Genomic DNA, 15,284 nt, shown 5'->3' with positions numbered 1-15,284 from the left:
GTTGCCCGTGTGCGCCGGTGGCAGTGACCGCTCGCGAGCGATGACCGACGCGTGACGGAGCCCTTTTTTGACGTCGCGTCGAACCTGGCGACGGAGATGAAGGTGGCCATCGTCGCGCAATGGGGTAACGACCGGACGGCCCGTCTGGCCGGCGACCTCCGGGAGCGACTCGTCTCGGCGGACGTCACGGTGTGGCTCGATGCGGCGACGGCCGACGAACTCGGCGTCCCGGGGCGGCCGATCGAGGCCTTCGACGCGGCCGACCTCGTGGTGAGTATCGGCGGCGACGGAACGTTCCTCTTTGCGGCCCACGGCGCGCGTACGACGCCGATCCTCGGCGTCAATCTCGGCGAGGTGGGCTTCCTCAACGCCGTCAACCCCGAGGACGCCGTCGAGGCTGTGATGGAGGAGGTGCGAAACTTCCGGGAGGCGGGCGAACTCCCGACGCGGTCGATGCCGCGGCTCGCAGCCAGCGGCGAGGACTGGCTACTCCCCTCGGCGGTCAACGAGGTCGTCGTCCAGGGCGCTCGCCGCGGCCACGGCGGCGGCGCATCGATCGAGGTGCGCGTCGACGGTTCGCGCTACGCCACCGGACACGCAGACGGCGTCCTCATCGCGACGCCGACCGGCAGCACCGCGTACAATCTCAGCGAGGACGGACCACTGATCCACCCGGGCGTCTCGGGGTTCGTCGTCACCGAGATGGCTGGCGCGCAGGGGATGCCGCCGCTCGTCGTCGACCGCGACGCCACGGTCTCGGTTACTGTCGAGGAAACCGAGAACGCCGTTGTCGTCGTCGACGGGCGCATCCGCGAGCGCGTCGAACCGCCGGCCGACGTCACCGTCGAGATCGCCGACGATCCCGTTCGGATGGCTGGCCCGGCGTCGGACTTCTTCGAGGCGCTCAAGAAGTTGGAGTAATGGGTTCGCCGCGTGCAGTCGCCGACGTTTCGTCGGAGGCCAGCAATATAGCAATCCCCATTAACCCCGAACCCGAACCGCTCGAATATGACTCAGTCGTACGTGATCATCGGCGACGGTGTCGCCGGCAGTTCCGCCGCCGAGACCCTCCGCGAGGAGCAACCCGACGCCGAGATCACCGTCATCACGGACGAGGGCGAGGCCCTGTACAATCGGATCTTGATCAAGGAGTTCGCCAAGGGGAAACTCCCCGAAGCGCCGATCTCCATCCACGACGAATCGTGGTACGACGAGCGCGACATCGACCTCCAACTCAACACGCTCGTCGTCGATATCGACGTCGACGGCCACACCGTCGAGACCCACGAGGGCGAGGAGTACGCCTGGGACAAACTGCTGATCGCGACCGGCGGGACGCCGACACAGCTCCCGGTCGACAACTCCGACGCCGACGGCGTCCACCACTTCTGGACGTTCCAGGACGCCCGCGCGATCAAATCCCACATGGAACAGGCCGACAGCTCCGTCATCGTCGGGGCGGGCCTGCTCGGGATCGACCTCGCCGCGATCACGGCCGCCCAGGACGTCGAAGGCAAGTACCTGATGCGCGGTGACTGCTGGTGGCGCTACGCGCTCTCCGAAGAGGGCGCAGAGATCATCCACGACGCGCTGCGAGAGCGCGACGTCGAGCCAGTCTTCCAGTCCGGCGTCGATCACTTCGAGACCGACGAGGACGGTCGCGTGACGACCGCCGTCGACCCCAACGGCGACGAGTACGACGCCGACTTCGTCGGCATCGCGATCGGGCTGAACTTCAACACGGAGATCCTGCAGGACACGCCGATCGAGTGCAACGACGGCATCGTCGTCGACGAGTATATGCAGACGAACCACGAGGACGTCTTCGCCGCCGGCGACATCACCGAGTTCAACGACCTCATCCTCGGCGAGCGCGCGCAGAACGGCGCGTGGGGCTCCGCGAAAGAGCAGGGGACGATCGCCGCGCAGAATATGGTCGACTACGGCGCCGAGCCCTTCGAGTGGGTCTCCTCGTACTCGATCACCCACTTCGACTTCCCGTTCCTCTCCTTCGGGCATCCGACGCTGGGCGACGACGAGGCCGAAGCGAAGTACTCCGACACCGAGTGGCGGCGCCTGGCGTTCAAAGACGGCCAGATCGTCGGCGGCGTCCTCATCGGCGACCTCTCGCCGCAGTCGAAGTACAAGAAGCTGATGCGCGAACGGCGCGACGTCGCCGATCAGAAAGACGTCCTGATGCAGCAGAACTTCGAGATCGACGAACTCGACCTCGAAGAGACGCCCGCCGAGTAACGGTACCAGACGGACCCCAGTCGCGTTCTACACGCTCTCTTTTCCACTGCTATCCGTCGCTCTACGCGACGGTTTCGGCCGCGACCTCTGCTGGCCGGAACCACCGGTCTGTCACCTGCCCAAAATCTTTATGATCTATAATGTATATTGGTACCATATGTCACGATCTATTGGCGGTTCGGGGGGTGCGGACGTCGCAACCGTCGTCGTCGAGTGCGACCCATCAGACGTCGGTCCGACCGACCGCGTCCGAGACCTCGATCAGCTCACGCCGGCCGCTCGTCGGGAGTTCCTCGACGCAGTGTCCGGATCTGACCGCGCAGTCGACGCTGCCGGACTCACGACCGGCGACGTCGTTCGCTTCACCGAGTACTACCGCATCATCTGATCTTCGCTCTCGACTGTGGGGGACCGATGCAGTTTTCGGCGGGTAGGCGATAGGGGCAGGTATGAGCGACGAGCCCTCGGGTGGCCCCGGCGGCGACGCCGATATGACGCTGGCGTTCGAGTTAGAGGCACTTCGCGGCCTCGCGGACCCGAATGCCGTGTTCAACGACGCCCGTCAGTGGACCGAGTACGTCGGCGTCGTGAGTGAGAAGCCCACCTACGTCGTCACGAACTTCACGCGCAAGCACCGGGTCCGACAGGACTTCTTCTCGGGGCCGCGAGGCGTTCGCGAGAGCCTCGAAAACGTGAAAGCGCAGTTCGACACCGACCGACACGTCCTGGTCGGAACCACCGACGCGGACGCCGACGTCGCCGAGGCGGCCGGCTGGGAGTACCTCCCGCTCGAACAGGCGGCCGAAGCGGCCGGCTGGCAACTCGCTGGTGACGCCGACGAGGAGGAAGATCCCTTCGAGTCCAGCGGGCGCGACGACTGGCCGTAGGCGGCGCTTTCGTCGGGAGACGGAACGCGACGGAACCGCCTCTACCCGACGCGGCGTCGGGAACTTCACTCTCAAACTTCGGCTAACGAAAGCGTTAATCAAACTGCGTCCTTCCCGTGTGACAATGAGTCACCAGCTTCCTGACGTGCAAGCGAGCCAGCCCGACGTAACCGTCGGGTTAAGTCAGGTCGGCGTCACGGGCGTCGACAAACTAGTGAAGATCGCCCGCGACGGCAAACGACCGCTCGTTCTGATGGCGGAGTTCGAGGTGTTCGTCGACCTCCCGAGCGGTCGGAAGGGGATCGATATGAGTCGGAATATGCAGGTCATCGACGAGACTCTCGAAGCGGCCGTCTCGGAGCCGGCCTACCGCGTCGAAGATATGTGTGGCGACGCGGCCGAACGTCTCCTCGCGAAGCACGATTACACCTCGACCGCAGAGGTGCGGATGACGGCCGACTACGTCATCCGCGAGGACACGCCGGCGAGCGGTCTCCCGACACAGAGCACGATCACTATCGTCGCCAGCGCGACGGCGACCGACGAGGGCACTCGCGAGGAGATCGGTGCGGAAGTGACGGGGATGACCGTCTGCCCCTGCTCACAGGGGATGTCAGCCTCTCGCGCCCGCGAGGTTCTGCAGGACCTGCAAGTCGACGACGGGACCATCGAGGAGTTCCTCGATACGGTCCCCCAGCCCGGTCACTCCCAGCGCGGCCACGCGACGCTCACGATCACCGCCGACGGCTCGCCCGACGTCGACCTCCGGGAGATCGCAGAGCTGGCTCGCGACTCGATGTCCGCGCGGATCTACAACCTCGCGAAGCGCCCGGACGAGGACCACATGACGTATCAGGCGCACGCGGACGCGAAGTTCGTCGAAGACTGCGTCCGCTCGATGGCCGAACAGGTCGTCGAGGAGTTCGACCACTTAGACGACGACGCCGTCGTCCATATGAAGCAGTCCAACGACGAGTCGATCCACCAGCACAACGCCCACGCCGAGCGCGAGGTTACGCTCGAACAGCTTCGGGCGGAAGTCGACAACCAGTAGCAACCGACTGGCTGACGTTCGCCCGGATTTTTGACGCTACTCGCCGCCGAGTGACGACAACGCGAGCGGTTCGGCGGCCTCCCACTGCGGGTCGAACATCTCGCGCACGTCAGCCGCGAAGTCGGGGTCTTTCAGGTCGATCATCGCGAACGCCTGGGCGGGATCCAGCGGGTTCGGGACCTCGATACAGACTTCCACGTCGTCGATGAGCTCGAACGTCCCGGAGAGTCCAGGGGCCGTTCGAACTGAGAATGCGGGATGATTCGCCAGCCGCTGGGTGTAGCGCTCGCCGACGCTCTCGGGCAGCGATTCGACGAGTTCCGGCGCCATCAGTACGGACACGTCGACCCCGCGGTCCAGCGCAGCCTCCAGTTCCTCGACGACGCGCTTTCCGACCGCACCCAGATCGAACTGTGGGGATACGGCGCCCGCGACGACCACCAGCGAGTCGTCCGCGGCCGCGAGGCGCTCGACGAGGAGTTCGACGGACTCCTCGGTCCCCACCGCAGCCGTCCAGAACTGGCTTTCGACCGGCTCTGCGGTCTCCAGTTCGTCTGTGAGGTCGTCGACGACGCTCTCGTACTGCTCGGCTTTCTCGCGAAGCTCTCGCCGTTTGTTCTCTAAGAGTCGATCGAGCGCCGTGTCGGGTTCGACGGCGACGTACTTCTTCGGTCGGCTCGCCGCCTGACTCCGAACCAGATTGTGCTGTTCGAGGCTGTTCAGAACGTCGTAGATCCGGCCCATCGGCACGTCGCTCGCTCGCGACAACTCTTTGGCGGTTGTCGCTCCCGTCCGGAGTAACGACCGATACGCACGCGCTTCGTATTCGGACAACCCGAGGTCCCTCAGACTCGCCATACCTCACTCTCCAAGCCCACGAATAAAAACGAATCGGAGGTTTACACGCCGCGAGCGTTCTCGGAACTACCCCTGTGTGCCGTCGGTGAGCGCCGAAACGGCCCGCATCAACTCCTCGGGCGTGGTCGCCTCGCGCGTTTCCGCGCCTCGGCGTACAGTGGCCGTCCCGGCGGAGACGGCCGGCGCGTCCGGAACGACGACCGCCTCGTGGTCGGCCACGCGGAGGGCCGCGCGGTGGAGGTCCGCACCGGCGGCGTCGCCGACGCCGATCACGAGGTCGGGACGGACGAGTCGAGCGGTCACGGCACCGTAGCCGGCGACCTGGACGCCGATCCGGTCCCACGCGCCGGCGAAGGCGGCGACGGCGTCGTGGGCCGCGTCGGCGTAGCGGTCGCCCTGACCTGTTTCGTCGTCGGAGTCGGCCGTCTGATCGAGCAGCGCGGCGAGATCCACCAGCGCATCCGCCATCTCGACGCCGCCGTCGAGCGGGCGCAGGGGTTCGTCGAGCAGGCCGACGTCCACGTCGGGGCCGTCGCGGAACGCGCCGTCGGATTCCTGGAGTTCCTCGATAGCGACGTCGGCGATGCGGCGCGCCAGTTCGAGCGGACCGTCTTCGGTCGCGAGCGCGTCCGGGCCGAGGACCTGCCGCGCTCGCGTGAAAGCTGCGACGGCGCGCGCCTGATCTTCTAAGAGTAGTTCGGGGACTGCCCCGTCGCTTTCGTCGGCGGATTCGTCAGTCCCTGCGGCCGGATCGAAGTGAGAGACGACGCCGTCGTCGTCGACGAAATCGGCCGCGAGCGCGTCGAGGACGCGTTCGGCGTACTCCCGCGACGTCTCGTCGTCGGTGTAGCCCGCGAGGGTGAGGAACGCGTCCGCGGTCAGGGCGTTGCCACCGGCGAAGGCCGTCAGATCGCGGCGCGGTCCGAATCCGTCGTCGTCACCGTCGCCGTTCGAGTCGTCGTCCGGGGCGACGCTCCCGCCGAAGGCGGTGCCGTTCCAGAGGCGGTCGACGAGGAAGTCCCGCGTCCCGTAGGCGGGATCGAGCAGCGCCTCGTCGCCGGTGTAGAGGTAGCCGTTCGCGAAGGCTCGAATGAGGGCGGCGTTCGCGTCGAGCACTTTCTCTCGGTGCGGGTCTGTCCAATCGCGACCCTCGGCGTAGCGGTAGAACCCGCCAGCGTCGTGGTCGTATAGCGATTCGCTAACGACGCCGAGCGTCTCTGTGGCCTGCTCGCGCGCCCGCTTCAGGGCGAACTCGATCGTCCGCGGCAGCGGGAACTTCGCGCCGTCGCCCCAGCCGGCGAACCGCGGATCCCACTTCTCGTCGAGTTGGCCGGCGAGGTGCGCTTCGATCCGCTCGTCGATCGCACCTGCAGGCGTCGGATTGCCGGCCAGCGCGCGCGGGATCCGCCCGGCGTCCTCGCCGCGGTCCGCCCAGACGTCGCGAACGGAATCGAGTACCTGCCGCATCCCGTCGGGACCGAGGTACGTCGCGCCCGTGATGACCTTCCCCGACGGCGTACAGAAGACCGTCGAGGGAAAGCCGCCCATATTGTATCGCTCGCGGACGCGCGGTCGGCGGTCGACGTCAACGCGAACCGGCACGAAGCCGTCGTTGACGTTGGCGGCGATCCGCGGCTCGGCGTACGTCTCGGCATCCATCTCGTGACAGCTGTCACACCACGTGGCGGTGAGCGCGAGGAGGACGGGGCGGTCGGCCGCGCGAGCCTCCTCGAACGGCGCGGGACCCCACTCGCGCCACTCGACGTGCGTCCGGTCGTCGGTCATACCTGTGCTCCGACGTGCCGGCGGGTAAGCCCTTCGAGGCACGTTCACTCGCACCGTCGCGCTCACAACTTTCGTCGCCGAGACGCCGACCCGCGCGACACAAGGGCTATGAACGGCGGTCCCAAACGGTGGCGTATGCAGACGCGCTGGGTCATCGCGCTCCTGTTGGCCATCCCACTCGCCGACACGCTCTTGTTGTTACCGGTCGCCTCGACGATCGGCTTCGTTCCGACGGTGCTTCTCGTGGTCCTCACGGGGCTCCTCGGGATGTTGCTCGTCCGGGCCGAGGGCCGCCACACGCTCTCGAAACTCCAGCGGAAGACCGCGACGGGCGAACTTCCGACGAACGAACTGCTCGACGGCGGCCTCCTCATCGCCGCGGGCGCGTTCCTCCTGACGCCCGGCATCGTCACCGACGTCCTCGGGTTCACGCTCGCGCTGCCGTTCACGCGCTATCCGATCCGCGGCGTCCTGAAGCGCTACGTGGTCCGGCCGTATCTGGACAAACAGACCGGCGGCTTCGTCTCGGGGAACGTCTGGGTCGGCGGCTTCCCGGGCGACGACGACGTCGTGAATCTCGATCCCGAGGAGTACGGCCGCCCCGGCGACGACAACTCCTGATACTGTCGGACAGAACGATGTGAAAATCATCAGCACCCCGTGGGTGCCAATATGATTCACGAACGTCTGTCCGACAGTATGACCACGTGCGTCCCGGTTCTGTCGACTGATTTTGATCCCGTCTTTGTCACGTCTCGCCGTCGCTGATCGGGTGACTGCGTCGCAAGCCGCTACCGAAAGGAAACCCTTAAACTACTCATCGAACAACGAGTAGATGCGCTCGCCTGGGCCAATAGCTCAGTCAGGTTGAGCGCTCGGCTGATAACCGGGAGGTCCACGGTTCAAATCCGTGTTGGCCCACCTTCCACACGGTCGGTCTCCGACCGGCCGTGGTTGGGGCCCCAACTCCCCAGCCATCTAACTTCGTGCGATACTCACACTCGAGAGCGACTCGTGTATCCAAAGCGCGTTCTCTGTGGCTCTCTCGTCAGTGGCGTCAGCGTCGCCGACGGCCTACAGTAGCGTGTGCAACTGAGCCCGAAGCAGATCGGTCACCGACGGCGACGCTGTTCGTCGCGGTCGCCGGAGTCGGGAGCGCCCCCGACCGGATTCCCGAGACGCTTAGTCGTCGTCGGCTGGGAGTTTCTCGATGCGCTCTGTGACGTCGGCGTCGACGCTGACTGTCCCGTCGCTATCGACGGTGACTCGGTGATTCGCGTAGGTGAACGAAATATTGCCGTTCGCCATCGCATCGACGAGTGCCTCGAGTGCGTCCGGATCGATCGACTCGTACAGCGGGGGGAGTTCCAACACGTCGCACTCAGATGCCTCCGCAACTGCTTCGACAACACGTTCGGACGTCGTCGGCTCTACGCCGGCCATAGTGCAGCCTGGGGCACATCACATATAAACGTTCGTCAGGAAAGTTTTTTTTACACGAGCATCCGAAGCCGACTGGTCAGAGTCGTCTGCGCATCGGTTCGGGGGCGGAATTAATCTGTCTGCCGAGCGAACAGTACGTATGGGAAGACTCACCAGAGCCGCGCTCGTCGGCGGCGGGGCGGCCCTCGCCGGCTGGATCGCGTGGGGACTGTACGCGACCCGGTCGGCCGAGTCAGTGCCGTTCGAACGCGTGCGAACGCTCGACGGCGTCGAAGTACGGCGGTATCCGCAGTTGGTGCTCGCCGAAACGACGGCGTCGGATCAGATCACAGCGTTTCGCCGACTGTTCAGATACATCTCGGGCGCCAACGAAGGCGAAACGTCGATCTCGATGACCGCACCCGTCGAGACGCAGGGGGCGTCCGTCTCGATGACGGCCCCGGTGCGGACCGAACCGACCGGCGACGGCGACGCGGTGCGGATGGCCTTCTACCTGCCGGCGGAGTACGGTCCCGACACTGCGCCGGAACCGACGGCGTCGACAGTGACACTCACCACCGAACCCGAGCGAACTGTCGCCGTGAAACAGTTCTCCTGGTACGCACCCCGATGGCGGGTCGCACGGCAGGAGCGAGCGCTCCTCGCGGCGCTCGATCGGGCTGGCATCGACCCCGTCGGCGACCCCTCGCTTCTCCGGTACAACGACCCGTGGACACCGCCGTTTATGCGCCGGAACGAGGTCGCCGTGGCGGTCGAAGACGAGGGGTGATCCACCGAATATGAGGAGCAGTCCACCGAAGACGGCCCGGCACCTGCCCACCCGTTTCGTCCCGTCTACGCTGACTGTGGGTACGCCTCGTCGAGCGAGCGCGCCCGCTCCAGTTCTGCCTGGACCTCCCCCCACGGGACGGGCGGGTCGACCGATTCGAGCGTGGCCCGGAAGGCGTCGATCCGGTCGCCGTACTGATCACGCCACGCGGGCCGTGCGGTGGCGGCGAGGTCGTCGCCGAGTTCCTGGGCGCGTGCGTCGATCTCGTCGAGTCTGCGTTCGATCGCGTCGACCCACTCGCCGTCGGCGTCGTCCCACGCGTTCAGTTGCCGGTGGTCGTCGAGTTCGGCGCGCACGTCGGCGACGAGCAGTCCCGTCAGTTCGGCGCGCAAGACCGCGTCGACCCACGTCTCGGCGTCAGGATCGTCTCCCGGCGCGATGACGTCGAGCGCCTCCGCGACGGCGTCGACGTCCTCTTCGAGGGCGCTCTGTCTCCGCTCGGGCGTCGTGAGCCACGTCTCGAAGTCTTCGATGTCGAGCTGCAGCTCGTCGGCCCGCTGCTGGACGTCCTGTGCCCCCGACGCGACGCGTCGGAGTCCCATAACCGACTCGTAGAGGCCGTCGGGGTCGTCCTCGGGGTTCGAGACGCGCTGAAGCTCGGATCCCAGTTCGCGAACACGCGTGGTGACTTCATCGAGCGTCGTCTCGTAGCGGTCCAAGCGCCCCCGGACGAGATCGAGATCTGCGACGCCCTCGGCGGTGTCCCGCGCGTCGTCGAGCGCCATCTCTCCGAGTTCGGCGCGCGTCTCTGCCGTCGCGAGCATCTTCGAGGTGTCCGAGACGGTCTCTTCGATCCCATCGCGCGTCACCCGGTCGCCCTCGGTGACGTGGTCGAGCACCGACCGTACCGTCTCGGGGTCGCGTTCGGGGCCTGCGGCGACGATCGCCTCCGCCGCCGCGTCCGTCGACAGTCCTACGACGCCGTCGCCCCCGTCGTCGCCGTCCGTTCGCTTCCGGGTCATTATCGACGCGTTGCCAGCGAGACGGTTTACGTCCTGTCGTTCGTCCATACAGTGGTGTATATAGTGCTATAGACGGGTGTGTGCGGGCTATACTGCTACGCTCGGAACCCATCCCTCGGTACGGGCGTGGAGACGCATAGACCCCTATTATAAACCGCTTTTGTCCGATACGGATTCGATCCAGTTGATGACGCGTGAATCAGACCGTCTCGCGGACCGAGTATCACGTCGGAAGTTCCTAATTGCGTCTGGCGCCGTCGGCACCGCCGGGCTCGCGGGCTGCTCGGGGCAGTCGGACTCCGGTGGGGACGCGGAGACCGAGGCTGCTGCGGACGAGAGCACGCCGACCGAACAGTCGAGCCAGGACACGGCGTCCTCCGAGAGTGGCAGCAGCGGCCCCTCGATGCTTACCGCCGAGGGCTCCTCGACGGTCTACCCGATCGCAAACAAAGGGAGTTCCTACTGGAACGCCAACGCACCGCCGGATGACGGTGAATACTGGGGCTCGAACCCCGAAGAGGGCAACACTGTTCCCGGGTGGGAGGCGCTCGGCGAGCCGGATATGCGCATCGCCGACTACTTCGCGAGCCTCTACGGCTTCGAGCCGGGCGGTCAACAGGCGACGCCGCCGTTCCCGACCAGCATCGGCCTGAGCCACTCGGGTACCGGGTGTCAGTCGGTCGTCGACGGCCTCGTCGACATCGGCAACTCCTCGGGTCCGATCACGGCCGAACTCGGCTGGAGCGAGAGCAAAGCCGAAGAGGAGGTCGTCGACCACGTCCTCGGCCGCGACGGCCAGCCGGTCGTCGTCAGTAGCGACGTCTACAACAACGGTGTCACACAGCTCACCGGTGATCAGGTCCGCAAGATCTACCAGGACGAGATCACCAACTGGAGCGAAGTCGGCGGTCCGGATCAGGAGATCTACGTGATCGGCCGTGCGGAAGGCTCCGGGACGGACACCGCGTTCCGGCTCAATATGCTGGGTTCCGCCGACGCCCCGATGCCGGGCGTCGACACCCGGTTCGGTCAGAACCAGCAGGTCGCCCAGGCCGTCTCGCAGAACGAGGGCGCCATCGCGTATATGGCGCTGGCGTTCACGAGCGACACCGTCCTCCCCATCGGTATCGAGTTCGAGGGCACGCTGTACGAGCCCGACAAGGACGCCGAGAACACGATCTTCGACTCCGCGTACCCGCTCAACCGTGACCTCCACCAGTACACGAAGATCACGGAGGACACCCCCAGCGGGACGGATATGCGCGAGGCCGCGTTTATGAATATGTTCCTGACGGACTTCGGCCAGCAGGTGTTCGTCGAAGCGAACAACTACATCCCGCTGCCGACCGCCGACATCGAGTCCGAGAAGGCGAAGCTCCCTGAGCAGGTGTAACGCCGGCTGTCGCAACTCGCCTCGCCGTACAACCAGTTCGTCCATTTATCCACTCATTCCAATGCATACGTTCCGAAACGATGGCTCAGACGACTAGCGAAGAGACCGGCGTGGAGGCGCTCGGCCACCTCGTCAGACGCTTCCGCAACTTCGTCGACGAGACCGACCGGGAGGCGCTCGCCGTCGTCGGCGTGATGTCGGCCGCACTCGTGGCCGCGTTCGCCGGCTTCCTCTTGGTCTCCTCGTACACGGTCGCTCCCGTCGCCGTCTTCCTCGTCACGGCCAGCTACGGTTGGCTCCGACACCAGGGCCTGACGGCACGGCTTCTCACGCTGACGATGACGGTGTCCACGATCCTGATATTGATCCTCATCACCGCGTTCATCTTCGTCGAGGCGGTTCCAGTCGTCTTCTACGAGAGCGCGACGGTGTTCGGGATCGAGATCCCCGGGCTCCGGATGTTCATCCAGCCGGAGTGGGACGCGGTCTCCTCGCCGATACGCTACTCGATGGTCCCGATGATCCACGGGACGGTTATGGTCACGTTCGTCGCGACCGCCGTCGCCGCGCCGCTCGGCGTCGCTGCCGCGCTGTTCCTCTCCGAAATCGCACCGCGAACCGTCCGTGAATTAGTCAAGCCCGGTGTCGAGATCCTCGCCGGGATTCCGTCGATCGTCTACGGCTTCATCGGATTCACCGTCCTGAGTCCGTGGGCGTCCGATCAGTTCGACATCCTCGGTCAGGGGACGTACCTGTTCGTCGGCGTCGTCGTCGGTCTGATGGCGCTGCCGACGGTCGTCTCCGTCGCCGAGGACGCGCTCAACAGCGTGCCGGAGTCGATGAAGAGCGGATCGCTGGCGGTCGGCACGACCGACTGGCAGACGATGACTTCGATCACGCTGCCGGCCGCCTTCTCCGGTGTCTCCGCGGCGGTCCTCCTCGGTGTCGGCCGGGCCATCGGCGAGACGATGGCCGCGACGGTGATGCTCCGCGGCGTCCCCAAACTCACGGACCCGCTGTACAACGTGTTCTACGGACAGGAGACGCTAACGTCGCTCATCGCCCGGAACTACGGCGAGGCAGACGGCCTCCAGATGGACGCGCTGTTCGTCGCCGGCGTCATCCTGTTTATCACCGTCCTCGTCATCTCGGTCGGGTCGCAGTACGTCGAGTGGCGGATGCGCAAGAAGTTCGGAGGTGACGTCTGATGGCGGGCGCGACGCGAACCCGACTGGTCCGAGAGGACACCTCGGGTGCTGACGCGGTCGCGGCGCTCGCGGTGGGTGTCGCCTCGGTGCTCTTCGGACTCGGTCTCGCCGCGATGTTCGAGGTGGTCGGACTCACGGGTACGCTCGCCGGCGTTCCGACGCTCCCGCTTCTCGGCGGCCTCCTGCTCGTCCAGGGTGTCGCCGTCGTCGTGTTCGGCGTCGGTTCCCGGTTCGGTGCCGTCGAGACGAACCCGCGACCGGACGCCGGCATCGTCGCCGCCGTCGCCTTCACGCTGATCTGGCTCGTCGTCGGCGGGCTCGTCGCCTCCCAGGTGCTCGGCCTCGGCCTCGCCGGCTGGCTTCTCGGGGCGATTCTGACGGGGGCAGCCGGATTCGCGGCGACCGTCCTCCCGCGTGAGGACGTCGGCTCGACGCTCCCCGCTGGCGTCGTGACCGCGCTCGTGGGGCTCGTCTTTCTCAGTGGCTACATCGCGCCGACGTCGGTCTGGGACCTCGGCTGGGAACAGAAGGCGTCGCTGACGGCCGAGTTTATGGTGCCCGTCGTGACGGTCTTCTGTGCGCTCCTGACCGGCTGGGCCGCCGCGAAGGCCTACGGCGGCTTCGGCGCCCGCGGCCGCCGCGTCGGCGCGTATCTCCTCGTCTATCTGAACGCGGCCGCGATCGTCGGCGTGCTCTTCGCGCTCGTCGCGTTCACCGTCTTCAAGGGCGTTCCGGGCCTCTTCCGCGGCCTCACCTTCGGTCCCGGCGTCGGTCCGGAGTCGACGGTCGCGCTGTTCGGCGCGAGCGTCACCTTCTCTTGGCCGGTCTACTTGCCGTTCGCGATGAACGGCGTCGGTCTCCTCAACGACCTCAACGGCGTCCTCCCGGCTATCGTGGGGACGTTCTGGCTCGTCGTCGGCGCGGTGCTGTTCGCGGTCCCGCTCGGCGTCGGCGCGGCGATCTTCCTCACCGAGTACGCCGAGCGCGGTCGCTTCACGCAGGTCGTCGAGGTAGCGACCAACGGACTGTGGAGCACCCCGAGCATCGTCTTCGGTCTGTTCGGGTTCGCGTTCCTCATCCCCCGGTTCGGCAACGGGAAGTCGCTGCTCGCGGGGATGCTGACGCTCGGCTTTATGCTGCTCCCGCTGGTGGTGATCACGAGCCGCGAAGCGATGCTTTCGGTCCCCGACGAGTACCGGGACGCGAGCGCGGCACTCGGCGTCACCAAGTGGCAGACCATCCGCAGCGTCGTGCTCCCGGCAGCCCTGCCCGGTGTCGTCACGGGGACGATCCTCGGCGTCGGCCGGATCGCCGGCGAGACGGCCCCGATTCTCCTGACGATGGCCGGCGGGGTGTTCGTCCCGGGGAGCCAGACCGCCGACGTGATCGGCGGCTTCCAGTTCACGGCTGCCCCGCCGTTCGTCTCGAATCCCGAACTGCTGCAGGCGACGTCTGCGCTCCCGTATCAGCTCTACGCGCTCATCACGGCCGGTGTCGGCGCGTCCGGAAACGTCGGCAACCCCGACCAGTTCCGCTGGGCGACGGCGCTCATCCTACTGCTGGTCGTGTTGTCGTTCTACGCGGTCGGCATCGTGACGCGATACTACTTCCGGAGGAAACTCGACTATGAGTGAGACCAAACAGAACCCACGAAAGGATACGACCCAGCCGCTGCAGACCACGAGCGGCGAATCAGAAGAGAAGCTGCGCTCGGAGTGGACGGAGTACGAGTTCGACGGCCGCACGAAACTCGCCGTCGAGGACCTCGACGTCTACTACGGCGACGACCACGCGCTCAAGAGCGTCTCGATGGACATCCCCGAACAGAGCGTCACGGCGCTCATCGGGCCGTCGGGCTGCGGAAAGTCCACGTTCCTCCGGTGTCTCAACCGGATGAACGATCGGATCAACTCCGCACGCGTCGACGGCTCGGTCGCGTTCGACGGCAAGGAGATCTACCAAGACGGCGTCGATCTGGTCGAGCTCCGAAAGCGCGTCGGGATGGTGTTTCAGTCGCCGAACCCGTTCCCGAAGTCGATTCGTGCCAACATCTCTTACGGCCCGCGAAAGCACGGCGACATCGACACCAGCCTCCTCGCGAAGGTCTTCGGGCGAAGCGACGAGGACGCCGAAGAACGGCTGGTCGAGCGCTCGCTCAGGCAGGCCGCGCTGTGGGACGAAGTCTCCGACCGCCTCGACGACAACGCCCTCGGGCTCTCGGGTGGGCAACAGCAGCGACTCTGTATCGCTCGCGCGCTCGCGACTGACCCCGAGGTGTTGCTGATGGACGAACCCGCCTCCGCGCTCGACCCGATCGCGACCGCGAAGATCGAGGAGCTCATCCACGACCTCGCGGAGGACTACACGGTCGTCATCGTGACGCACAATATGCAGCAGGCCGCCCGCATCTCGGATCAGACCGCTGTCTTCCTGACTGGCGGCGAACTCGCCGAGTACGGCGACACCGACCAGGTGTTCGAGGACCCCCAGAGTCAGCGTGTCGACGACTACATCAGCGGCAAGTTCGGATAACACGGCTTCGCCCTCCCGCGTGCCGCTGTCGGCCGCCCGACTCCCGCTCGACGCGCCGTGACACTGCTGGTACCGTCCGG

Annotated in this window: 15 protein-coding genes and 1 tRNA gene; 12 read left to right on the top strand and 4 right to left on the bottom strand. The window is 66.2% G+C overall.

Annotation, left to right across the window (positions count from 1 at the left end; translation table 11 throughout):
• The first annotated feature begins 96 nt into the window (after positions 1-96).
• The 5 genes from RBH22_RS09065 (at position 97) to mptA (ending at position 4,194) form a co-directional block, all read left to right on the top strand.
• On the top strand, positions 97-921 hold the full coding sequence (locus RBH22_RS09065; protein ID WP_256545760.1) for an NAD(+)/NADH kinase: 825 nt from the start codon (positions 97-99) through the stop codon (positions 919-921).
• Between the two features lie 87 nt (positions 922-1,008).
• A complete protein-coding gene (locus RBH22_RS09060; RefSeq protein ID WP_306677288.1) occupies positions 1,009-2,253 on the top strand; it encodes an FAD-dependent oxidoreductase in 1,245 nt (414 codons plus the stop codon).
• A gap of 157 nt (positions 2,254-2,410) precedes the next feature.
• A complete protein-coding gene (locus RBH22_RS09055; RefSeq protein ID WP_306677287.1) occupies positions 2,411-2,641 on the top strand; it encodes a hypothetical protein in 231 nt (76 codons plus the stop codon).
• A gap of 103 nt (positions 2,642-2,744) precedes the next feature.
• Positions 2,745-3,140, top strand: a complete 396-nt coding sequence (locus tag RBH22_RS09050; protein ID WP_256289255.1) for a hypothetical protein — start codon at positions 2,745-2,747, stop codon at positions 3,138-3,140.
• Between the two features lie 124 nt (positions 3,141-3,264).
• The gene (gene mptA, locus RBH22_RS09045) at positions 3,265-4,194 is read left to right on the top strand and encodes a GTP cyclohydrolase MptA (protein WP_121569874.1); all 930 of its coding nucleotides are present in this window, start codon (positions 3,265-3,267) and stop codon (positions 4,192-4,194) included.
• A gap of 36 nt (positions 4,195-4,230) precedes the next feature.
• Here the strand turns inward: mptA and RBH22_RS09040 are convergent, their stop codons facing one another.
• Both RBH22_RS09040 and RBH22_RS09035 read right to left on the bottom strand, forming a co-directional pair.
• On the bottom strand, positions 4,231-5,052 hold the full coding sequence (locus RBH22_RS09040) for a TrmB family transcriptional regulator (RefSeq protein ID WP_256289127.1): 822 nt from the start codon (positions 5,050-5,052) through the stop codon (positions 4,231-4,233).
• A gap of 66 nt (positions 5,053-5,118) precedes the next feature.
• On the bottom strand, positions 5,119-6,837 hold the full coding sequence (locus tag RBH22_RS09035) for a DUF255 domain-containing protein (protein ID WP_306677286.1): 1,719 nt from the start codon (positions 6,835-6,837) through the stop codon (positions 5,119-5,121).
• A 135-nt stretch (positions 6,838-6,972) separates the two neighbouring features.
• Here RBH22_RS09035 and RBH22_RS09030 point away from each other — a divergent pair, with 135 nt between their 5' ends.
• Together RBH22_RS09030 and RBH22_RS09025 are read left to right on the top strand one after the other, a co-directional pair.
• The gene (locus RBH22_RS09030; RefSeq protein WP_256289124.1) at positions 6,973-7,458 is read left to right on the top strand and encodes an FxsA family protein; all 486 of its coding nucleotides are present in this window, start codon (positions 6,973-6,975) and stop codon (positions 7,456-7,458) included.
• A 226-nt stretch (positions 7,459-7,684) separates the two neighbouring features.
• Positions 7,685-7,758, top strand: a tRNA-Ile gene (locus tag RBH22_RS09025).
• A gap of 261 nt (positions 7,759-8,019) precedes the next feature.
• On the opposite strand, the gene RBH22_RS09020 is transcribed toward RBH22_RS09025, so the two are convergent.
• Positions 8,020-8,280, bottom strand: a complete 261-nt coding sequence (locus RBH22_RS09020) for a HalOD1 output domain-containing protein (protein WP_256545743.1) — start codon at positions 8,278-8,280, stop codon at positions 8,020-8,022.
• A 139-nt stretch (positions 8,281-8,419) separates the two neighbouring features.
• On the opposite strand from RBH22_RS09020, the gene RBH22_RS09015 reads away from it, so the two are divergent.
• The gene (locus tag RBH22_RS09015; RefSeq protein WP_306677285.1) at positions 8,420-9,049 is read left to right on the top strand and encodes a heme-binding protein; all 630 of its coding nucleotides are present in this window, start codon (positions 8,420-8,422) and stop codon (positions 9,047-9,049) included.
• A 65-nt stretch (positions 9,050-9,114) separates the two neighbouring features.
• Here RBH22_RS09015 and RBH22_RS09010 read toward each other — a convergent pair whose 3' ends face one another.
• Positions 9,115-10,119, bottom strand: coding sequence for a halo transducer protein (locus RBH22_RS09010; RefSeq protein WP_306677284.1), 1,005 nt, complete (start codon positions 10,117-10,119; stop codon positions 9,115-9,117).
• A 139-nt stretch (positions 10,120-10,258) separates the two neighbouring features.
• Here RBH22_RS09010 and RBH22_RS09005 point away from each other — a divergent pair, with 139 nt between their 5' ends.
• The 4 genes from RBH22_RS09005 to pstB all read left to right on the top strand — a co-directional run bounded on the left by RBH22_RS09005 (position 10,259) and on the right by pstB (position 15,204).
• Positions 10,259-11,464 carry a substrate-binding domain-containing protein gene (locus RBH22_RS09005; protein WP_306677283.1) on the top strand — a complete coding sequence of 402 codons (1,206 nt, stop codon included), beginning with the start codon at positions 10,259-10,261 and terminating at the stop codon, positions 11,462-11,464.
• An 80-nt stretch (positions 11,465-11,544) separates the two neighbouring features.
• Positions 11,545-12,672 (top strand): phosphate ABC transporter permease subunit PstC, encoded by a 1,128-nt coding sequence (gene pstC / locus RBH22_RS09000; protein ID WP_306677282.1) that lies wholly within the window; start codon positions 11,545-11,547, stop codon positions 12,670-12,672.
• Positions 12,672-14,306, top strand: coding sequence for a phosphate ABC transporter permease PstA (gene pstA / locus RBH22_RS08995; protein WP_256289116.1), 1,635 nt, complete (start codon positions 12,672-12,674; stop codon positions 14,304-14,306). Before pstC ends, pstA begins: the two co-directional genes overlap by 1 nt.
• Entirely contained in the window at positions 14,299-15,204 is a 906-nt protein-coding gene (gene pstB, locus RBH22_RS08990) for a phosphate ABC transporter ATP-binding protein PstB (protein ID WP_256545737.1), read from the top strand. Before pstA ends, pstB begins: the two co-directional genes overlap by 8 nt.
• The last annotated feature ends 80 nt before the right edge of the window (positions 15,205-15,284 follow it).

The sequence above is a fragment of the Halobellus sp. H-GB7 genome (assembly GCF_030848585.1).
In the GTDB taxonomy this organism is placed as follows: Archaea; Halobacteriota; Halobacteria; order Halobacteriales; family Haloferacaceae; genus Haloquadratum; species Haloquadratum inordinatus.
The sequence above is the reverse complement of the archived record's forward strand: the minus strand, read 5'-3'. Positions and strand labels throughout refer to the sequence as shown.